This window comes from Paraniabella hibiscisoli (assembly GCF_022512515.1).
GTDB lineage: Bacteria > Bacteroidota > Bacteroidia > Chitinophagales > Chitinophagaceae > Niabella > Niabella hibiscisoli.
This window is the reverse complement of record NZ_JAKWBK010000001.1, coordinates 1,824,828-1,842,681: the sequence shown is the minus strand read 5'-3', so window position 1 is coordinate 1,842,681 and position 17,854 is coordinate 1,824,828. Positions and strand designations below refer to the sequence as shown.

Annotated in this window: 27 protein-coding genes; 20 read left to right on the top strand and 7 right to left on the bottom strand. The window is 42.8% G+C overall.

The window, feature by feature from the left end; all coding sequences use genetic code 11:
* Positions 1 to 73: 73 nt before the first annotated feature.
* Complete coding sequence (locus MKP07_RS11695; RefSeq protein ID WP_240847358.1) at positions 74 to 1,114, bottom strand: DegT/DnrJ/EryC1/StrS family aminotransferase; 1,041 nt, start codon at positions 1,112 to 1,114, stop codon at positions 74 to 76.
* Positions 1,115 to 1,451: 337 nt separating this feature from the next.
* Here MKP07_RS11695 and MKP07_RS11690 point away from each other — a divergent pair, with 337 nt between their 5' ends.
* From MKP07_RS11690 to MKP07_RS11655, 8 genes are all read left to right on the top strand, one after another.
* A complete protein-coding gene (locus tag MKP07_RS11690; protein WP_240847357.1) occupies positions 1,452 to 1,778 on the top strand; it encodes a glycosyltransferase in 327 nt (108 codons plus the stop codon).
* Entirely contained in the window at positions 1,730 to 2,179 is a 450-nt protein-coding gene (locus tag MKP07_RS11685) for a glycosyltransferase family protein (RefSeq protein WP_240847356.1), read from the top strand. The genes MKP07_RS11690 and MKP07_RS11685 overlap by 49 nt, the downstream gene beginning before the upstream one ends.
* Before the next feature lie 304 nt (positions 2,180 to 2,483).
* Positions 2,484 to 3,077, top strand: a complete 594-nt coding sequence (locus MKP07_RS11680) for a dihydrofolate reductase family protein (protein WP_240847355.1) — start codon at positions 2,484 to 2,486, stop codon at positions 3,075 to 3,077.
* A 27-nt stretch (positions 3,078 to 3,104) separates the two neighbouring features.
* Positions 3,105 to 3,260 (top strand): hypothetical protein, encoded by a 156-nt coding sequence (locus MKP07_RS11675; RefSeq protein ID WP_240847354.1) that lies wholly within the window; start codon positions 3,105 to 3,107, stop codon positions 3,258 to 3,260.
* Positions 3,261 to 3,385: 125 nt separating this feature from the next.
* Positions 3,386 to 3,736: a hypothetical protein gene (locus tag MKP07_RS11670; RefSeq protein WP_240847353.1), complete on the top strand. Its 351-nt coding sequence runs from the start codon at positions 3,386 to 3,388 to the stop codon at positions 3,734 to 3,736.
* Between the two features lie 56 nt (positions 3,737 to 3,792).
* The gene (locus tag MKP07_RS11665; RefSeq protein WP_240847352.1) at positions 3,793 to 3,942 is read left to right on the top strand and encodes a hypothetical protein; all 150 of its coding nucleotides are present in this window, start codon (positions 3,793 to 3,795) and stop codon (positions 3,940 to 3,942) included.
* Between the two features lie 23 nt (positions 3,943 to 3,965).
* Positions 3,966 to 4,391: a hypothetical protein gene (locus MKP07_RS11660; RefSeq protein WP_240847351.1), complete on the top strand. Its 426-nt coding sequence runs from the start codon at positions 3,966 to 3,968 to the stop codon at positions 4,389 to 4,391.
* Positions 4,392 to 4,446: 55 nt separating this feature from the next.
* Positions 4,447 to 4,608, top strand: a complete 162-nt coding sequence (locus MKP07_RS11655) for a hypothetical protein (RefSeq protein ID WP_240847350.1) — start codon at positions 4,447 to 4,449, stop codon at positions 4,606 to 4,608.
* Between the two features lie 179 nt (positions 4,609 to 4,787).
* Here MKP07_RS11655 and MKP07_RS11650 read toward each other — a convergent pair whose 3' ends face one another.
* Genes MKP07_RS11650 through MKP07_RS11635 form a run of 4 tightly spaced genes read right to left on the bottom strand, consistent with a single transcriptional unit; the run spans position 4,788 to position 10,511 of the window.
* A complete protein-coding gene (locus tag MKP07_RS11650; RefSeq protein WP_240847349.1) occupies positions 4,788 to 6,452 on the bottom strand; it encodes a DUF3320 domain-containing protein in 1,665 nt (554 codons plus the stop codon).
* A 35-nt stretch (positions 6,453 to 6,487) separates the two neighbouring features.
* Positions 6,488 to 7,816, bottom strand: a complete 1,329-nt coding sequence (locus MKP07_RS11645) for an AAA domain-containing protein (RefSeq protein ID WP_240847348.1) — start codon at positions 7,814 to 7,816, stop codon at positions 6,488 to 6,490.
* Positions 7,817 to 7,848: 32 nt separating this feature from the next.
* Positions 7,849 to 8,322, bottom strand: a complete 474-nt coding sequence (locus MKP07_RS11640) for a hypothetical protein (protein WP_240847347.1) — start codon at positions 8,320 to 8,322, stop codon at positions 7,849 to 7,851.
* Positions 8,298 to 10,511 carry a DUF4011 domain-containing protein gene (locus tag MKP07_RS11635; protein ID WP_240847346.1) on the bottom strand — a complete coding sequence of 738 codons (2,214 nt, stop codon included), beginning with the start codon at positions 10,509 to 10,511 and terminating at the stop codon, positions 8,298 to 8,300. Before MKP07_RS11635 ends, MKP07_RS11640 begins: the two co-directional genes overlap by 25 nt.
* Before the next feature lie 366 nt (positions 10,512 to 10,877).
* Between MKP07_RS11635 and MKP07_RS11630 the strand changes: the two genes are divergently transcribed.
* The 5 genes from MKP07_RS11630 (at position 10,878) to MKP07_RS11610 (ending at position 13,628) form a co-directional block, all read left to right on the top strand.
* Entirely contained in the window at positions 10,878 to 11,198 is a 321-nt protein-coding gene (locus MKP07_RS11630; RefSeq protein ID WP_240847345.1) for a hypothetical protein, read from the top strand.
* Positions 11,195 to 11,437, top strand: coding sequence for a hypothetical protein (locus MKP07_RS11625; RefSeq protein WP_240847344.1), 243 nt, complete (start codon positions 11,195 to 11,197; stop codon positions 11,435 to 11,437). The genes MKP07_RS11630 and MKP07_RS11625 overlap by 4 nt, the downstream gene beginning before the upstream one ends.
* A 12-nt stretch (positions 11,438 to 11,449) precedes the next feature.
* Positions 11,450 to 12,370, top strand: a complete 921-nt coding sequence (gene miaA / locus MKP07_RS11620) for a tRNA (adenosine(37)-N6)-dimethylallyltransferase MiaA (protein WP_240847343.1) — start codon at positions 11,450 to 11,452, stop codon at positions 12,368 to 12,370.
* 380 nt (positions 12,371 to 12,750) lie between these two features.
* Positions 12,751 to 13,251: a hypothetical protein gene (locus tag MKP07_RS11615; protein ID WP_240847342.1), complete on the top strand. Its 501-nt coding sequence runs from the start codon at positions 12,751 to 12,753 to the stop codon at positions 13,249 to 13,251.
* A complete protein-coding gene (locus MKP07_RS11610; RefSeq protein ID WP_240847341.1) occupies positions 13,179 to 13,628 on the top strand; it encodes a cytochrome c oxidase subunit II in 450 nt (149 codons plus the stop codon). Before MKP07_RS11615 ends, MKP07_RS11610 begins: the two co-directional genes overlap by 73 nt.
* 3 nt (positions 13,629 to 13,631) lie before the next feature.
* On the opposite strand, the gene MKP07_RS11605 is transcribed toward MKP07_RS11610, so the two are convergent.
* Positions 13,632 to 14,096 carry an RDD family protein gene (locus MKP07_RS11605; RefSeq protein WP_240847340.1) on the bottom strand — a complete coding sequence of 155 codons (465 nt, stop codon included), beginning with the start codon at positions 14,094 to 14,096 and terminating at the stop codon, positions 13,632 to 13,634.
* 11 nt (positions 14,097 to 14,107) lie between these two features.
* Positions 14,108 to 14,455 (bottom strand): RDD family protein, encoded by a 348-nt coding sequence (locus MKP07_RS11600; RefSeq protein WP_240847339.1) that lies wholly within the window; start codon positions 14,453 to 14,455, stop codon positions 14,108 to 14,110.
* A 137-nt stretch (positions 14,456 to 14,592) separates the two neighbouring features.
* On the opposite strand from MKP07_RS11600, the gene MKP07_RS11595 reads away from it, so the two are divergent.
* The 7 genes from MKP07_RS11595 to MKP07_RS11565 are packed head-to-tail and all read left to right on the top strand — an operon-like array spanning position 14,593 to position 17,815.
* Positions 14,593 to 15,132, top strand: a complete 540-nt coding sequence (locus tag MKP07_RS11595; protein WP_240847338.1) for an RNA polymerase sigma-70 factor — start codon at positions 14,593 to 14,595, stop codon at positions 15,130 to 15,132.
* 3 nt (positions 15,133 to 15,135) lie between these two features.
* A complete protein-coding gene (locus tag MKP07_RS11590; RefSeq protein ID WP_240847337.1) occupies positions 15,136 to 15,276 on the top strand; it encodes a hypothetical protein in 141 nt (46 codons plus the stop codon).
* Positions 15,273 to 15,668, top strand: coding sequence for a hypothetical protein (locus tag MKP07_RS11585; protein WP_240847336.1), 396 nt, complete (start codon positions 15,273 to 15,275; stop codon positions 15,666 to 15,668). The genes MKP07_RS11590 and MKP07_RS11585 overlap by 4 nt, the downstream gene beginning before the upstream one ends.
* Complete coding sequence (locus MKP07_RS11580) at positions 15,614 to 16,099, top strand: FecR family protein (RefSeq protein ID WP_317236002.1); 486 nt, start codon at positions 15,614 to 15,616, stop codon at positions 16,097 to 16,099. Before MKP07_RS11585 ends, MKP07_RS11580 begins: the two co-directional genes overlap by 55 nt.
* Complete coding sequence (locus tag MKP07_RS11575) at positions 16,096 to 16,872, top strand: STN and carboxypeptidase regulatory-like domain-containing protein (RefSeq protein ID WP_240847335.1); 777 nt, start codon at positions 16,096 to 16,098, stop codon at positions 16,870 to 16,872. The genes MKP07_RS11580 and MKP07_RS11575 overlap by 4 nt, the downstream gene beginning before the upstream one ends.
* A 44-nt stretch (positions 16,873 to 16,916) precedes the next feature.
* Positions 16,917 to 17,423 carry a hypothetical protein gene (locus MKP07_RS11570; RefSeq protein ID WP_240847334.1) on the top strand — a complete coding sequence of 169 codons (507 nt, stop codon included), beginning with the start codon at positions 16,917 to 16,919 and terminating at the stop codon, positions 17,421 to 17,423.
* 47 nt (positions 17,424 to 17,470) lie between these two features.
* Positions 17,471 to 17,815, top strand: coding sequence for a hypothetical protein (locus MKP07_RS11565; protein ID WP_240847333.1), 345 nt, complete (start codon positions 17,471 to 17,473; stop codon positions 17,813 to 17,815).
* Positions 17,816 to 17,854: the final 39 nt, after the last annotated feature.

Here is a 17,854-nt window from a genome sequence, read left to right as displayed (position 1 = left end):
TTCATTTGAAAGTCCAGGTTCTGCTTTCTTTATACAACCTTATTGATAATTGATGTAATGCATTCGATATCTTCTATCTCCAGATCATGATACAACGGTAAGCATAAAATCCGTGAGGCGACATCTTCTGCGATGGGCATTTCCAGTCCACGCAGATATTCAACCTTATTAAGCGCCGGATAAAAATAGCGGCGGGGAAAATCTGCTCTTCATTCAGGGCAGCCTTTATTTCGAACATTTTGGCCGCTGTATCGAACAGAACAGGATAGTATCCATAGTTCCAATCCGTTCCCTTTCGCAATTGTATTTTTTGTAATCCAGGTTGAAGAAGCCCATCGTAAATTGCCGCCCGTTGTTTTCTGCTTTCCACCAGAGGTTTGACATGTGGCAATACGGCAAGTCCCATTGCAGCATGAAGCTCACTGGCTTTTCCATTTATACCCAACCCATGAAAATCTACCGGACCATTGTGCCCCAGATTATGAAGCCACATTATCTTTTCAAGCAGCTTTTCATCAGGAGTGATCAAACAGCCTCCTTCAGCGGTATGAAATAATTTGGTTGCATGAAAGCTGCATACGCTGATATCTCCATAATTAAAAATGCTCTGGCCGAGGTAATTGACACCAAAACAGTGGGCTCCGTCATAGATCACTTTAAGACCATGCCTTAAGGCTATCTCTTCAATCACTTCCACATTGCAGGGATTACCAAAAACATGTGTAGCCAAAATAGCGCTGGTATTCGGCGTGATAGCTTGTTCAATTTTATCAGCATCTATGCACCAATGATCTTCCTCTATATCTACAAATACAGGCACGCAACCCTGCCAGGCTATTGCGGCACTTGTAGCAATGTAGCTAAACGGCGTGGTAATGATTTCTCCCCTTAGCGCTAAAGCTTTTATAGCAATTTGTAATGCAAGGGTTCCATTTGCTGTTACCAAAACCTGCGAAACGTTTAAATAGGCCTTTAGTGCGTCCATCAGCTGTAACAACAATGAACCTCCGTTGGTCAACTGGTTGCTGCTCCAGGCCGGATGAAGCAGTTTTATATATTCTTCCATTGGAGGAAGAAAGGACTTAGTGACCTGTATAGAAGATAGTTTTCTCATTATGTACACAGTTACTCTTAATGCTCCCTAAAGTGATGCTACATCGCCATGCGGACTCAAAAAGAAAAATCCAACGCTAATTATTCTAATAGGAGTAAGGGATTACAATAATAAATAAAAATAGATTCTCAATTGCATTAATTACTCATTCTCTTTTATTTTTATGTTCAAAAAATATATATACTTTTACTCAACTTATTAATATATTTAATATTTAGTACTTCAAACAAAAGTCGTTTAACCCGTTGAACGGCTATTAAAATATCAACAGGGATACTCCAACTAATTGATCATTTAATACCAGTAGGTGCCTGTAAACAAAAGAATTTCCGTCTGCATGGCTACATGTAATGGCGAAGCATTTGTGGCTGAACAAATATCATCCATCCTTCAACAATTGACATGGGAAGATGAATTGATTATTTCTGATGATGACTCAACCGATGATACGGTAAGTGTCATACAATCTTTCGATGACCCCAGGATCCGTTTCTATCGTGTGCGCTTCAACTCTTTGGTAAAGAATTTTGAGTTTGTGCTGAGCAAGAGCGAAGGTTCTTATATTTTTTGTCGGACCAGGATGATATATGGCTTGATAATAAAATATCGGTCACCTTGTATCATCTTCAAAATTTCGACCTGGTTGCCAGCAATGCCCTGGTAACAAATAAATACGGCGATGTACTATTCCCTTTTTATCAATATGCGTCCTCTGATATGAATCGCAAAAATGTGATGTGGAAGATATTCAGGGCGCCCACTTCAGGATGCTGTATGGCCTTTAAAAGAAGCTTGCTAAAAAAGATACATCCTTTCCCCGGGAATATGTATATGCACGACAGGTGGATATGGGCGCTAGCCTGTATTTATGCCAGCACGGTAATTATAGACGATCCGCTTATTTTGTACCGAAGACATGAAAACAACGCCACCAATATCAACGGAAAGGATCCTGTTTTACTGGGTAAAAGCCAGGTAACCCTTGCTGAAAAAGTCAGGATCAGGTATATTCTGGCCAAGGCTTTGTTGCTAAAACTGCTTGTAAAGAAAAGAGCTGCTGCTTAGAGCCTGTTTAAATTTGTATTATAGAATTTATTACAGGGTATTTTTGAGCGAAACGAGGCGGGTTTTGCAGCCATAGTCTAAAACGCCTAAGGCGAAAAATTCAACGAAGTTGCAGCCAAAAAGAGACACAATAAAACTATTGGATAAATTTTGAACAGGATCTTAGTTAATAATTATCAATTCCTCTGTAGCTAGTCTATTGACTTATTTTAAGACGTCGTTTTGACACCTGATCTTTGTCGCGAATTAACTATATCAATCTTGTTTTATTGCCGATCTTCATGTCTTAATAAATTCAGCAATCATGCGAAAGATCATTGTATTGTCCATGATTACCCTTGATGGTGTCATTCAGTCGCCGGGCGGCCCGAAAGAAGATAAATCTGACGGATTTAAGTATGGTGGGTGGACAGAGCCCTATGGTGATGAGTCGTACAACCAGGTTGTACAGGAAGAACTAAAACCCGCCTCTTATCTTTTAGGAAGGAAGACATTTGAAATATGGGAGCAATACTGGCCGCATCATAAAGATTATTGGCCGGGCATTAACGAAGGAAACAAATATGTGCTTTCTACAACCAGAAATCAATCTGATTGGAATAATACTCATTTTATAACAATGCTTGCAGATATTCAGCAACTTAAAGAATCAGCCGGACCGGAAATACAGGTATGGGGCAGCAGCGAATTGGTTCATCTGTTGCTAAGCAATGATATGGTGGATGAGCTGAGGCTTAAAATCCATCCCATATTACTGGGCAGAGGCAAAAGGCTTTTTGATACCGCTGCAGTTCCAAAATCTTATACTTTAGCTGAGCATATTGTAACTTCAACAGGAGTGATCATTGCACGTTATATACGATCCGGGGAAGTAAAGACAGGCCAGGTGGCAGATTAGGTAAAGTATGATTACAAATACATTCAGATGAGGAAAATCACGCTTCTGCCATTAAAAGGTATCATTGTTGAAGGTATTGGAACGATTTTGCCAGGACAAACCCGGGCTGACGTTGAAAAGGATCTGGCAAGGGCAAAAAATTTCTGGGCTATTGGGATAGGAGGTGAGCATTATTACCAGTAAACAGATCTGGCTGGAAAGGAATTCTCGAAATAGCCTTATAATTATTGCTGTTGCTAACATTGCCCCCGACAATTATAACTTCAATCTTACACTTTTCGATATAACTTAGATTTAAAATATCAGAAATGAGAGAATTTTTTGTTTGTTTCTTAACCATGCTCACATTAACCATACATGGGCAGGACAAATACAACTATACCAATTTTAATAAACTCACAGAAATTGAAGGATCGAGTTACGTAATTGCCACTGTTGAGCATTGGGGGAAAATGGATGGGATTAAAAACCGCTACCTGCTTTTCATAGATACCAAAACAGCACAAACGAATCAGGTTAACTTTCCCAACGAAGGATACTTTGAAAAAATAGAACAGGTAAAAATTGACGAACTAGGAATCAACAGGATAATTGTATCAGCTCAGACGATTGACCTGGACGGGAAAAAAGGTATCGACTGGAGTGACCTAAGCAAGTAATAGTTCTATCTGTAGATGGCAAAGAAAAAGTCCAGCTTACTGGCAGCAAACTATTTGTGCGAACCTGGGTGGTTAATAAAAAAGCTGGCACTATTGTGATTGCGGGGCATTATGACACCAATGGCAATGGCAAGTATGACAAAACAGACAAAAACGAAATCGGGATTTATGATCTTAAAACTTTGAAATTGATTGGCAAAATTTGATCGGTTATGGAAGAACCCTGTTTATGACAAAATTTATTTTCACCTTATCGATCCTGATGGCATGCTGTGCTGGCCGGCCGCAAACAATCCAATTTTCTTCAAAAAACAGTATAATTGACACCTCTTTTAAAATAACAGCGATTGCCTGCGATTCAATTTATCCGAACAAAAACTATAAAATCACTTTTGTTGCTTTTGATCCGGTCGATAAAAACAATGACCATCCTAATACGCTGTTCACTTTAAGCAGGCTGTTCCGCGGAGCATATACTCCCATCCTTTCTGATTCCATTTCCACTACCATGAGGATCGTTAAGTTCGACGATTTTAATAATGATCATGTTCCAGACATTTTGATACAAAATGGCTCAGATGTAAGAAGCAACCACACTTACTATTTATACCTGGTCGATACAGTCAATAACAGGCTGAAAAAGTCAAGGGTTTGAAGAAATTAAAAACCCAGTCTATTTACCGCAATACGATCTTATATCCAATTATGTAATGTCCGGTAAAATATGGACCAGCTTCTACAAAATAGAAGGCGATGCCATTAAAGATTTTGATATTGTTATTTATGATGATCAAACCGACAACGGGAGTTATGATAGAAGCTATAAAAAAGCAATCCGGGCTATACTGAAAAGAGAACGAGGTTCCCGTTAGTGTTGTAAAAACATTCAAGGTGGGGCAACTCGCCTTTTTTGTGCCCTGTAATAACGCGAAACGCCCCGTTCCCGGAGCGTCTATCCCGGGAGATTAATCCCCGACCACTACCTTGTAAGTTCAATTTGTATTACTTCTTTTCCAACAAGATTTGACCCTGGTCTGTTCTCCAATAATTACTAACCGATCTTCACCCTTCCGCCTTCTCTCTTCACCACTCCTCCCCTCTCCGCCTCATCAATGGCATAGCGCAGCAAATTATCAATCTGTTTACCCACTTTGGCAAAGCCAAAAACACGGCAGAGATAACGGATGAGCTCTTCCTCTTCGATGCTGAGATTGTGCGTCACGGCTTCCTGTATGGCCACTACTATTTCTTCCGGCGCAATGTCCTCGATGGAACGTTTTTCTATACTATTATCCCGGTAATAGTCAATAGTACGATCAGCATTGCTCCAATAAAAAGCCTGATGATGCAATGTAGTAGTTACACCTGTCCCGTTGATGATCTCCTGCAAGTAGGCTTCCAGCCTGGCCCCGGTGCGGGTGGTATTCCATGCAGCCAACACCTTTTTATACAGCAGACTTTTGCTAATGGGCGCTTCAGCATTTACCAGCGTTTTTATTTGTTGTTGAATGCGTATGCGGTTATCCGGCTCATAAATGGTTTCACTGCTGGCATGAGGCGCCTGGGCTATTGGCTGCGACTGGTAGGGTCTTCGCTGGGTTACTGCACTCAAAGGCACGCTGGATGTTTCAGTCTCGATCTGTTGTTTTATTGGAGTCAAAGCCGGTAAGGTTTCTTCCGGCTGCCCTTCTTCAACTATATCGGGCTGTTGCGACAGCCATTCTACTTTTTGAATAATAGCATCAACAACCTTTTCACTGTTCTCATACCAATCCATCGTCCATACCCGGTGCAGGTTCCAGCCCAGCGATTGTAATACAACCGGCATTACACGTTCCCTGTCGTTAGCCGTGCGGGCATTATAATAGTAATCCCCATCGATCAAAATACCTAACAGGTATTGTTGCTTTTTAACGGGATGCATAATTCCTATGTCCACCTTAAATCCGGATGTACCGATATCGCATTTCACCTGCAACCCTCTGTTCCGTAAGCGTTGGGCAATCGTCCTGGCCAAGCCAGCTTGCTCCTGCTGCATATCCTGTACACGTAAAGCCAGCTGACCATTTTGTGCAAACTGTAAAAAAGCTTTTAGTCCTGCAACGCCTTCGGCTGAAGTGCGGCTCAAATCAACCTGGTCGGCACTTAAAGTAGCAAACACATGCATTTCATAACGAGCTCTGGTTACCGCTACATTCAGCCGGCGCCAGCCACCATTGCGGTTAAGCGGACCAAAATTCATAAACATCTTCCCCTGTTCATCGGGCGCATAACCCACTGAGAACAATATGATATCCCTTTCATCACCTTGCACGTTTTCCAGGTTTTTAATAAATAAAGGTTCTGCTGTTTCATTGGCCAATTGTTCCAGCGCCGCATCTTTCATAAACAGGGCCTGCAGTTTATCCTCCACCAGGCTTTGCTGGGTCTGGCTAAAGGTAACAACGCCCAGACTGCGTAAGCGCCTTTGAGGATCGGTATAATGCTCCCGGATGTATTGTACAATCGCATCGGCTTCAAAACTATTGGTACGGGTCTTTCCTTTATCATAAAAACCAGGTACATAGTGATACTGCACTTTACGGTTGAGATCATCTGCCGAAGGGAAAGTAAGTAACTTGTTCTCGTAGTAATTCGCATTACTAAAAGCAATCAGGCTTTCGTGCTTGCTGCGGTAATGCCGCAATAAATATTTGGAAGGAACCGATAGAGACAAACAATCATCTAGTATACTTTCCAGGTCTTCTATTTCTATATCCTCCTCGTCTGTTTTCTGAGTTGTGAAAAAGAAGTGGGTGGCATCTGTTTGGGATCGCCCACGATAACAGCCTGCTTCGCCCTTGCCAGTGCGCTAATGGCCTCACAGGTAGGCAGCTGGGAAGCTTCATCAAAGATCACCAGGTCGAAATGATTCGCATCCACATCAAAATACTGAGCTGCTGAAATAGGGCTCATGAGCATGCAGGGCGCCAGGCGAGGTAACAAGGTGGGTAATTGATCAAACAGGCGACGGATACTTATGCCGCGTCCCCGGCTGCGGATGGCCCGTTGAAGGATACCGGGTTCTGAGCTTTGTATCGCTTCCACCCCGGTATTGGGCAATTGAGCCGCGAGTTTGGTACGCAATGTTTGTATGGTTAACTGTTGAAATTCTTCTGCTATTTTTTTATACTGTTCGATTTTTGTTTCAAACAGACCTGCGTTAAACAAGCTCAATGCTTCGTGTTGACCGATCACTTTTTGAACTGTGCCGCGATGTACAGCATGATGACAATAAGTAGTAATATCAGCAGCCATGCAATCTTTATTTTCGAAGGCCGCAATCAGCCAATCCAGCTGCAGCCTTTTACCGGTATTGGATTGCTGCACATAGTTCATCCAGTTTTTTAAATGCGGTAAATGCGTTTGCAATACCCCAATTTGTTCCTGCGCAGCCTGTGTCCAGCCCTCGCCTGTTGGCAAAGCCGTTCCTGTTAACGTTTCAAACTGCTGAACAGCCCCGGATGTTTGCGCTGCCTTTTGCTGTATGTCCTGTTGCAAAGCGGGCTGTATACCTTTTACGTCATCCGTATACAATAATGACTGTTGTTGCAACCGCCCCAGCCATTGCAGCAAGGCTGTTCTCCCAAAAGGTTGAAGCAGTATATTGAGTTGCTGTATTCTCCCGGCTTTGTCATCAATATCAGCAATATTGGTTTGCTCTTCTTTGTATAAATTCTTTAACGCTTGCTGCACCCCCTGGTAGCGTACCTGCTGCAGCAGCGCTGCTTCTTCTTTCAGTTGCCGGTGCTGCTGAAAGAGTTGCACTATCTCGTTCTCATTTTCAATAGCCTGGTGTTTATAGATGGATAGCTGCTTCTTTAGCTTCCGTTTATTCCACCATTTAGGAAGAAACCAGGACTGCTCTGCCTGCTTCCACGCCATTTCAATACCCGCTATGTCCGCCGATAAAATACTACGATTATAGTTATCAGTGATCGCTTTTAACAGGGATTGATGTTGTTGAAAATGCTGCTTCCAGTCTTCGTAAGTGCTGTAATTTTCCCGGTCGGCCAGGTAGGTGGCTAAAGACAGGGGCATATCGGGCAGGCTATTCAGGCTCTGTACTGCCGTTACAAATTGTTGCTGGGTATTTTTGTTTGATAACGTAAAGGAAACTGTAGTGCTGATGCGGCCGAATGAAGTGTTTGCTGATAAGCAGGCAATAAGCCAGCTAACTTTTTTATGGACGCTTCCATTTCGTCTTGTAACGCAGCAGTGTAAGCCGGGAGTTGCAGCGTTGCCAATGGATTATCAGCAGGATGTATGATCATTTGTGCAATGGACTGGAAAGCCGGCAACCAATCCTGCCACTGTTGCCAGCGTTGCGCATCCAGCTCCTTTAAAACCTGTTCGGGCATGGATTTGGGCTGTACTACCCGATCCCGGAATTGCTCCAATGCGGTAATCCCTTCGTACAGGCTCCAGCCCCATGGTTGTTTCCGATGCAGGAGGTTTACATATTGGCTGATCTGCTCTCTGGCTACATCCAGCCTTTTGGCTTCCTGCTCAAAATCGGCGGCTACGCCCTGCCGGGCAGTTTCCAATGTTGCTGCAAGCTGCGCCAGTACATCCGATTTTTTGATTTATTAGAGTGCAGCTCCAATGAAAATGGCGCAAGTCCTATTTGTTCCAAACGCTTATGAACGACGTCCAACGCAGCTTTTTTGGCAGCTACAAATAAAACGCGCTTACCACGGTATAAAGCATCGGCAATAATATTGGTAATGGTTTGCGACTTACCTGTTCCCGGAGGCCCATGTAAAATATAACTCTGCCCCTTTTGCGCTGTGATCACCGCCTCCATTTGCGATACATCGGTAGCAATAGGTAATGCCAGCGACCGAGATGCTACCGCATCAAAATCAGTCTCATCAATTGCTGTATGGCTTTCCGTTGATACCAGCTTACCTTCTACCAGGCTGCGCACCATATCACTATTCAGCAAGGCCTCTGGGTGCTGCACCATATCTTTCCATAGTATCAGCTTGTTAAAAGAAAAATTACCTAATACCAGCTGTTCTTCTACATCCCAGCCCTTCAGCTGCATAATCGCCCGACGCAGAATGCCCATTACCCTGGCCACATCCACACCTTTATCGTCATAGGGCAATTGTTCCAGCCCACTCAGATTCAACTGGTACTCCTGCCTCAAAAACTCCAGCAGGGTAATATTGATCATGGTATCTTCTTCCCTGCTTTTGAGGTTAAACCGGCTGTTAACCGAACGCCGGCTTAACTCCACCGGCAACAATAATATAGGAGCGAATCTTGGCTGCTCCGGTGTTTTTATATCGTACCATTTTAAAAGCCCCACCGCTAAAAACAAAGTACTGGAGCCATTCTCTTCTACAGCTTGCTTTGCGTTCTTATGCATGTAAGCCAGTATGTTTTCCAGATCCTGCTGGTGATAATGCGTCAACAGGCGGTTATATTTGAGCTCCTCATTCGCCATCTGGTAAAGCGGAGAAGAATGATGAAGCGGCTGCGCAAAAAGATTATATCGTCGCAAAGGCTCAGCGGTAGCATGTGGCAGAATAGAAAAGCTTTTGCCATCGCTAAGCGTATCTTCCAAATGGCTGATATCAATATCTACCAGCTGCAGCATATTGCGCGTCATGCGCAGGTTTAACAGGTTATTGCGTAAAGAAAGATCAAGGAGCTTGCGTTCCCATAGCTTTTGTTTGGTAGTTGCTTTAGCTCCGCCCACAAGCTCATCCTGGTAAATAGTTCCCAGGTCGAAGTTATGCTGAATAGTAACCGCCCGAGCCTCCTCTGCCGCGGCCTCATCCAACTGCGCGGTTGTTCCCTGGTGCAATAATGGCAGTGGACGAATACGTGCCGTACGGGCACGCCTGATATCTACTGATAATATAAAATCCTCCTTCTCTACCAATTGTGCCTCTCCCATATTTAAGGCTTCGAGAAAGCTAACCTTATTGCCTTTACAAACTGTAGTAGCTTCAACAGCTGCCAGTTCCCGTATCCCTTTACTCAGCCGTTTGGTGATAGCGGCTTTATCGTCATTGATGACTTCAGCAAACTTATCATCTTGCAGCCAGCATCCTATAAAAGCATGTCCCTGTGTAACGATCAGCAGGGGATTCAGATCTGCCGCTTCCAGGCAGGCGATAAACAATAAACTGATGTCGATACAATTACCAAACTTTTCCTGTTGAAGGGTATTTAACAGCCGAAGCCGCTGCCCGGTAGTTTCATAGCCGGGAGGCAGCGAGCTATATACAATTTCCTCACTTTGAATAGCGGTGTAAATGGCTGACATGGTTTGCATAACACTCTCCGGGCTATTTTGCTGGTACCCATCGAATGCAGCTTTTAACCGAAGCCTGTCCAACACTTCTATCGCTTTCCGTTTGACATGGTATACATAAGGATGATTGGGCGTAACATAAGCCGCAATGAGCTCCGGCAAAACCTGGAATCCTCCAAAATATTCCAGTGGATAAACTTCTATCATTACCGTTTCACTTACTAATACCGTATCCTGCTGTAGAACGCTTATGGTTATAACCGCTTTCTCTGTTTCTGACAGATGGCTTATAAAATCGCGGTTGATCATCAGCCCTTCTACCGGTATCTTTATCTCCTTACCCGGCGGCACCTGTGCAACAGCATAGCTGAATGGCTGGATACAGGGTATATCCGATTGCACCTGCACCTGTAAACCAATGCTATCTTCCGCTCCCTCATTACAGATCACCAGCTCACGTATCAATGGTATATTATTGAGGTAAAGTGAAATATTCAGAAACGGGAAAACCTCTTTTTTAGTTGAATGGTATTACTATCAGTCATGGTACAGCGCTCTACTAAATTTTATGAAAATGATGTGGATACAGGCAGGTAATTTATATACTTTTTAAATACAATCCGCCAGTAGTACAATTTAACAGGATCATTTAACGACGGCTTACGGTTTCCCGTAATTAGCGGGCGCTAGTTTTATTCGGGTATCGGAATTGGGTTACGATTTGCGCTTGTCCCCGGGTACATCTTTTCATTATATACTAAAAATATTTCATGTAATTAATTTTGAATTGAGCGAGCTGCCCATCTCCACACATTTCCGTAAATTCGCCGTATGGCAATTCTAAAATTCAGAGTATATTTTGAGGAGGACGACAGTATTTACCGTGATGTAGTGATTAAGCATACGCAAAACTTTTTGCAGTTGCATGAGACGATTTTGAAAGCCTACGAGTTTGATAATAAACACCAGGCTACTTTTTATCGCAGCAACGACAGCTGGCAGCAGGGCCGTGAAATCTCGCTGGAAAAATATAATAAACAGTACAGGGTAGACCCTTTGATCATGAGCGAAACGACCATCGGCTCTGAAGTAAAAACACCAATCAGCGTTTTACTTATACCTACGATTTTCATAAGTTTTGGAACTTTTTGATCGAGCTGATCAACGTATCTAAAGAGGCGGATAGCCGCCAGGAGTATCCAGCCGTAGTACGCAGCGAGGGCATTGGGCCCAAACAATATGGCACAAAAGGGCTATTGGGCGACAAATTTGCCGATATTGAGGAGAAATATGATCTTACCCGGGGTGCGGAAGGATTTAATGAGAAGAGCGAAGACGGTGAAGACCTGAGTGTAGAAGCCTCTGATGAGTACCAGGACGAAGAAGACTAGCCGGCAATATGAATGTTAAATTCTAAATCACTTATTGTTATTGCGGGCCCAACGGCTGTGGGCAAAACAGCGCATGCCATTGAGGTTGCCCGGCATTTTAATACGGTTATTCTATCGGCTGATAGTCGCCAGTGCTTTAAAGAAATGAATATCGGCGTTGCCCGTCCTTCTGTTGAAGAGCTGAACCAGGTACCCCATTATTTTATTGCATCCCATCATATACAGAAGGATATTAATGCAGCCTGGTATGAAAATTATGCCTTAAACCTTTTGCAGGAGCTTTTTTCCCGGCATGATACTGTTGTTGTTACCGGTGGCACGGGTTTGTACATTAAGGCATTAGTGGAAGGTCTGGACGTCATACCGGAAGTACCCGCATCGATCCGGGAGCAGGTTATTCAGCAATATGAAACAAACGGTATAAGCTGGCTGCAGGAACAGATCCGGTTGTACGACCCGCTCTTTTCATCAACAGGTGAAATGCAAAATCCGCAACGCCTGATGCGGGCATTGGAAGTAGTGTTGGGTACCGGCCAATCCATTATAAGTTTCCGCCATTCGGGCAAACAGCCTCGTCCGTTTCAGATCATCCAGGTGGGACTCGAATTACCCCGGGAAAAGTTGTACGAAAGAATTAATATGCGGGTAGATCTGATGATGCAGGCCGGACAGGAAGAAGAAGCGAGACAACTAATACCCTATAAGCACCTGAATGCCTTGCAAACGGTAGGCTACCGTGAGTTGTTTGATCATTTTGACGGAATTCTTTCCCGCCAGGAGGCGATAGAACAGATCAAACAAAATACCCGCAGATATGCTAAACGCCAGATGACCTGGTTTAAAAGACAGGCGGATCTGCATTGGGTGGATGCGGGGAAACCAACAATTATTCCGTTTGTGGAGGGGTTGATGGGGGAAGCGAGTGGGGTGTAGCGAGTAGTGAGTCGGAGGAATGTTCAATGTTCGATATTCAATACACAGTTTGCGCACTTCGTGAGAAATAGAAAAGCTAGCAGGGAATAGTTAATAGTGAGGGGGTTTAAAGTTCCGGATTCAAGGTTTGAAATTTAGAACATCCAAAAAGCTTCCGCACCTCTTTTTCTCTGTGCGCTCCGTGTGAAACAAAAGCAAGTTGGAGATGTTTGGCAGCGAGTGAAAGGAATGTTCAATGTTCGATACACAGTTTGTTTGCGTACTTCGTGAGAAATAGAAAAGCGAGTGGGGGAAATATTCAACAAGCAATTTTCAATAAACAATATACAATAGTCATTGGAGCCTTCTCATGCTCTGGATGAAACCAGTATCTTTGCCGGATGATACATGAAGAGGAGCCGCAGGAGGACATTTTTGACAACGATCTATCAGATGCGGATAAAACTGCTTTGCTGGAAATCAGCAAATGGATCAGGTTAATATCCGTTATCGGATTTGCAATAGGTGCATTTGTTGTCGTATTAATGTTATTTAGCGGATCACAAATCTTACAAACAGCGGTAACTTCCATTCCCTCATTAAAAGGTATGTACGGGGTATTGGTTGCCGTTTTTTTTGTTGCCTTTTTTATTGCAGCTGTCGTATTATATTATTTATATAAAGCATCTCAGCTGCTATTGCAAGGTATTCAGCAGCAGAATGACGCATTATTATCGCAAGCCTTTGTTTACCTGAAAAACTTCTTCATTGCAGTTATCATCTTCGTCGGTTTACGATTGATCATTAACCTTTCTAATTTTTTTAACTCATGCTGCCTGATCAACAATTTTCGAACGAAAGACCTTTATGGCATCAACATATTTTATCTGCCGCAAAAATAGCTGGCATAGCCGCTGTCATATCTTTAGCTGGCTCCCTGGCAGGCATAGTAGCAACACTCACCCGCCCCTTACCACCGGTACCAGCCGCCCAAGAGGGATTTAGCAAAGATGATATGCAGCAACTCATGCAGGGCAGCACCTATGTCTCAGCATTTATTTCCCTGGTGATCAGTATACTGGCATTCTACTTTTTATTCCGTTTTTCTTCATTAGCAAAAACCGGCATTGGCAATGCAAATCCGGCAAAACTCACCATGGGCTTACAAAGCCTGGGACGTTATTTCAAAATATGGGGTATTATTATGTTCCTGATTATCGCCCTATTTGTATTGTCGTCACTTGGCAGCATGTTGGGAATAGCTTTTGGTGGTAAATAACCGCTATTTCACCGACAAATAATTATAGTCTTTCAGCAATTTTTCGAGGAACTCGTACGGGTACATATCTGTTTCTATTTTCAGGTAGCTCTTTACTTTGGCAGCTGCAAGATCTAATTCCTCGTGGTGCTTTGAATTTTTAGCATTGCTCAGCAGGGTTTTGATAATATTCAGGTCTTTATCGCTGATGCGCATCACCTCAGGGAATTTAGGCACATACCCCTCTTCCACTTCTCTGAAAATAGTATTATGCAGGCTCTCTTTAACCGATGTTTTGATAACTATCGTTTGCGCCAGGACATCTCCTATCCGCTGCGCTTTTTTTGAGTTGGCTACCAGAATAATATCCGTAACCAAAAATCCCATTCCAAATAAAAAGGCTAACAGTCCCTCTGTATCTCCCCCGCCGCCCAGAATATAGAATAGCATAAATAAAAGAATCACGATCCACAGGTCGGATATGCGCAACAGCCATCGTATCAGTAACTGGCTGATGGAAGGCCTCCCCCATTAATGCTCACCACCCGTAATTTCATTATTTTTTTACCGATGCTTTGTCCGTTAGTGAGGGACTCGAAGATAATATGATATAAAAAAACGGGAGACATCACTATTAGCCCTATTGCCCATTGATTAAAGCCAGCATCAGATCCAAAACCAAATGAGACCTTATTGAGTAGGTAACTAGCCAATATAATATACAATACCTGCACCGCCATATCGAGCAGCAAGGCTACCCAACGCCTGCCCAGACCCGGCGCATCAAACTCAAGGCTTATATTAAAACTTGTGGGTACACTTATAATAGGCATGTAGGCTGCTTTCATGTAAAAATAGGCCCTTCAAAACAAAAAAACCCCGATGATCGCCAGTGCGTTAAAAAAACTAAAAAATTTCGGGCAAGGCGTAGGGGTAAACGAATATTAGGTTGTAGTATAGATAGGATGCTATTTTTGTAGCGCTGATGGCTTTGGACAGTGTTCAATATAAAAATGTTTTTGACCTTCATTATGAAGCGCTATATGGGTACGCCTTCTCTATTTTAAGGGAGGAAACCTATACGGACGATCTATTGCAGAATGTTTTTATCAAACTCTGGCAAAACAGGGAATCGGTGAACCCGGAAACGGTAAAGGCCTACCTGTATACAGCAGTTCGAAACGAGTGCCTGAACCAATTAAAGCACAAAGGAGTAAAGGCTGGTTATGCGCAACATCAAATGGCGGGAGGTGCGGGAGCTGACAATAACATTCATACAGAACAAAAAGAATTACATGAGAAGATACAGGACCTTGTTAACCAGCTTCCGGAAAAATGTGCAACTGTTTTTTATATGTGCCGGCAATTAGGACTGAGCTACCGGGAAGTAGCAGATGCCCTGGGCATTTCTGTTAAAACAGTGGAAAACCAGATGTCGAAAGCATTAAAATTTTTACGCAGCGGCTTAACAGAATACCTTGTTTCTATTGTGCCTTTATTCATTCTTCAACTCATCAATTTATAATATATGGAGCATAAATTGATAGCTTACTTTGAGCAGACGCTGGACACTTCGGAACAGAAAGAGGTGGAGCAATGGATTGCTGAAAGCACTGAACATAAAAAATATACGAGGATACGGTTAGGATATGGGAAAGCTCCCGTGTGAACCCTGCCTATACCCTATACAATAAAGAACTGGCCTGGAAAAAACTCCAGCAACAGTTAGAAGAAAAGCCTGCAGCTTCGGTTAATAAAGGAAGAGTTGTTCATTTCAACTGGCGCAAAGGTCTGGCAGTAGCAGCTTCGGTTGCCGCTTTGGTGATTATGTTTTTATTGATCAACAATCCTAAACCCGAGCAGTTTACCGCTCAGAAGGAACATCGTATCATTGAGCTGAAGGATGAAAGTAAGGTGACACTTTACGAAGAAGCTGATTTATTAGTGGCCGGGGATTTCAATAAAAAAACAGAACGGTTACCCTTAAAGGCAATGCTTATTTTGATATTGCTAAAAACGCGGCAAAGCCCTTTATTATTCATATTAATGATATGGATGTAGAGGTGCTGGGTACTTCGTTCACCATACAGCAGGGAAAAGATTTTAATACGGTATTTGTACATAGCGGTAAAGTGAAGGCATCGTTCGGTAACCAAAGCGTTGTAGCTATTGCTGATCAGAAAATTGTAAAAGATAACCGCACTAACCAGCTCCGTGTGTTGCCATTTAATAGCACCATTAATGATGCGCTGCGCACCCAGATCATTAAAATAAAAGATATGCGGGTGGATAGTCTCGCACAGATGCTGGAAAATCTTTACAATATTGAGCTGCAGTTAGCGCCAGGCATTGAAAATAAAAAGGTAACCAGCACTTACCTGATTCATTCGGAATCGCCCGACCAGATCATCGAGAATATTGCATTGATGATCAATGCCACCTGGACTAAAAAGATCATAACCAATACTTCATTTCTAAATAAGCCCTTTTGAGAAAATATTGCGCCTCTTTACTACTGCTGTTTTTTAGTTACTCGCTTTTCGCCCAGGAAAAAATATTAGAGCAAAAAGTATCAGTTGATTTCCGGAACACCACCATGTATGACGCTTTAATGCAAATAGAGAAGAAGGCGGGATTTTATTTTTCTTACGATAACCAGTTTATTAAAAACCAGAAGAAAATTTCCTTTACGGCGACGGATGCACCGGTGAAAGAAGTGTTAGACCGGCTACTGGACAAAGAGTACTATTATATTGTAAACAACAATAAAATAGTTATCCGCAAAAAAGAAACGGAATATATTACCATACAGGGACAGTTCTTTGATCATACCGATCAAAAACCTGTTGAATATGTGACGGTTTACGAACCGAATCTGAAGCTCGGTACCATGTCTAACGACCAGGGGCATTTCTCTATTAAGGTACCTGTAAACAGCGATGTAAAACTTATTGCCAACCGGGTATCTTACTATGATACCAGCTTCATAATTGAAGGAAAAAGCAATACTCCTTTAAAGATCGGGTTAACACCCAATATAACTACGGAAGAAACCTTTACCGTTCAGTCTATTGAGCGGCATTGGCTGGCGCGAAGTGTCATCAGCACTAAACAAAAATTCAACAGCCTTAACCTTAAAAACTATTTCTACGAACGTAAATTTCAACTCGGGTTCTGGCCGGGCATTGGCACTAAAAGCGCTTTAAAGGGACAACAGGAAAATAAGATCTCGTTTAATGTTTTCGGGGATATGCCGCACAGGTAGATGCTTTTGAACTGGGTGGTTTATTCAATATTGTACAAAAGCATGTGCGATCGGTACAAATAGGTGGCCTGTTTAATGTGGTAGGTGGTACGGTAAATGGTGTGCAGCTGGGCGGACTACACAACTATGTTACAGGAGACGTACAGGCGCTCCAGATCGGCGGACTTTCCAATATTAATAAAAGCAATACAACAGGATTACAGATCGCCGGATTGTACAACCGGACACAACTATTCAACGGCTTGCAGATTGGAGGATTGATGAATAATTCTCAAAATGTAGGAATGGCCTTGCAATTGAGCGGGCTGGTAAATTATACCCGTGACTTCAAAAAAGGAATGCAGCTTTCAGGTTTATCCAATATTGCCACGCAATTGGGTAAGGGCGCGCAGGTAAGCGGATTGGTGAATTACGCCAAAAAGATCAACGGTTTCCAGCTGGGCTTCCTAAACCTGGCTGATACTTTAAATGGCATTTCGCTGGGACCATTCAATTATAGTCGTAATGGGAAACATTTTTATCCATATCTGTTCAGGAAAACCAGCAGGTAAACATAGCCTACAAATCGGGCAGTTATCAACTATATAATATTGTACAGGTGGGGTGGCTCAACAGCGATATTAAAGGAGGTCATTACTTTTTTGGTTATGGTTTGGGAAGCGAATGGAGACTAAAGAACCAACTTAAAATGTCCACGGAATTGATTAATCTTCATTATACGCCTACGGACAATTTTGACACAGACTACAGTAATATCATTCTTCAACCTTTGCTGATATACCAGCTGCATAAAAACATCCAATTATATGCGGGCCCGAGATTGCAATACCAATTGCCTGTTGAAAAGGAAAACAGCGCTTACTACAAAAATTTCAGCAGGAATATGCTGCCTTTGATGGAAGGTAAAAAGATGCTTTACACCTGGGCTTTTCGGTGGGCGTAAATATTTTTAAGACGGCATAGGGGTAACCACCTATTAATG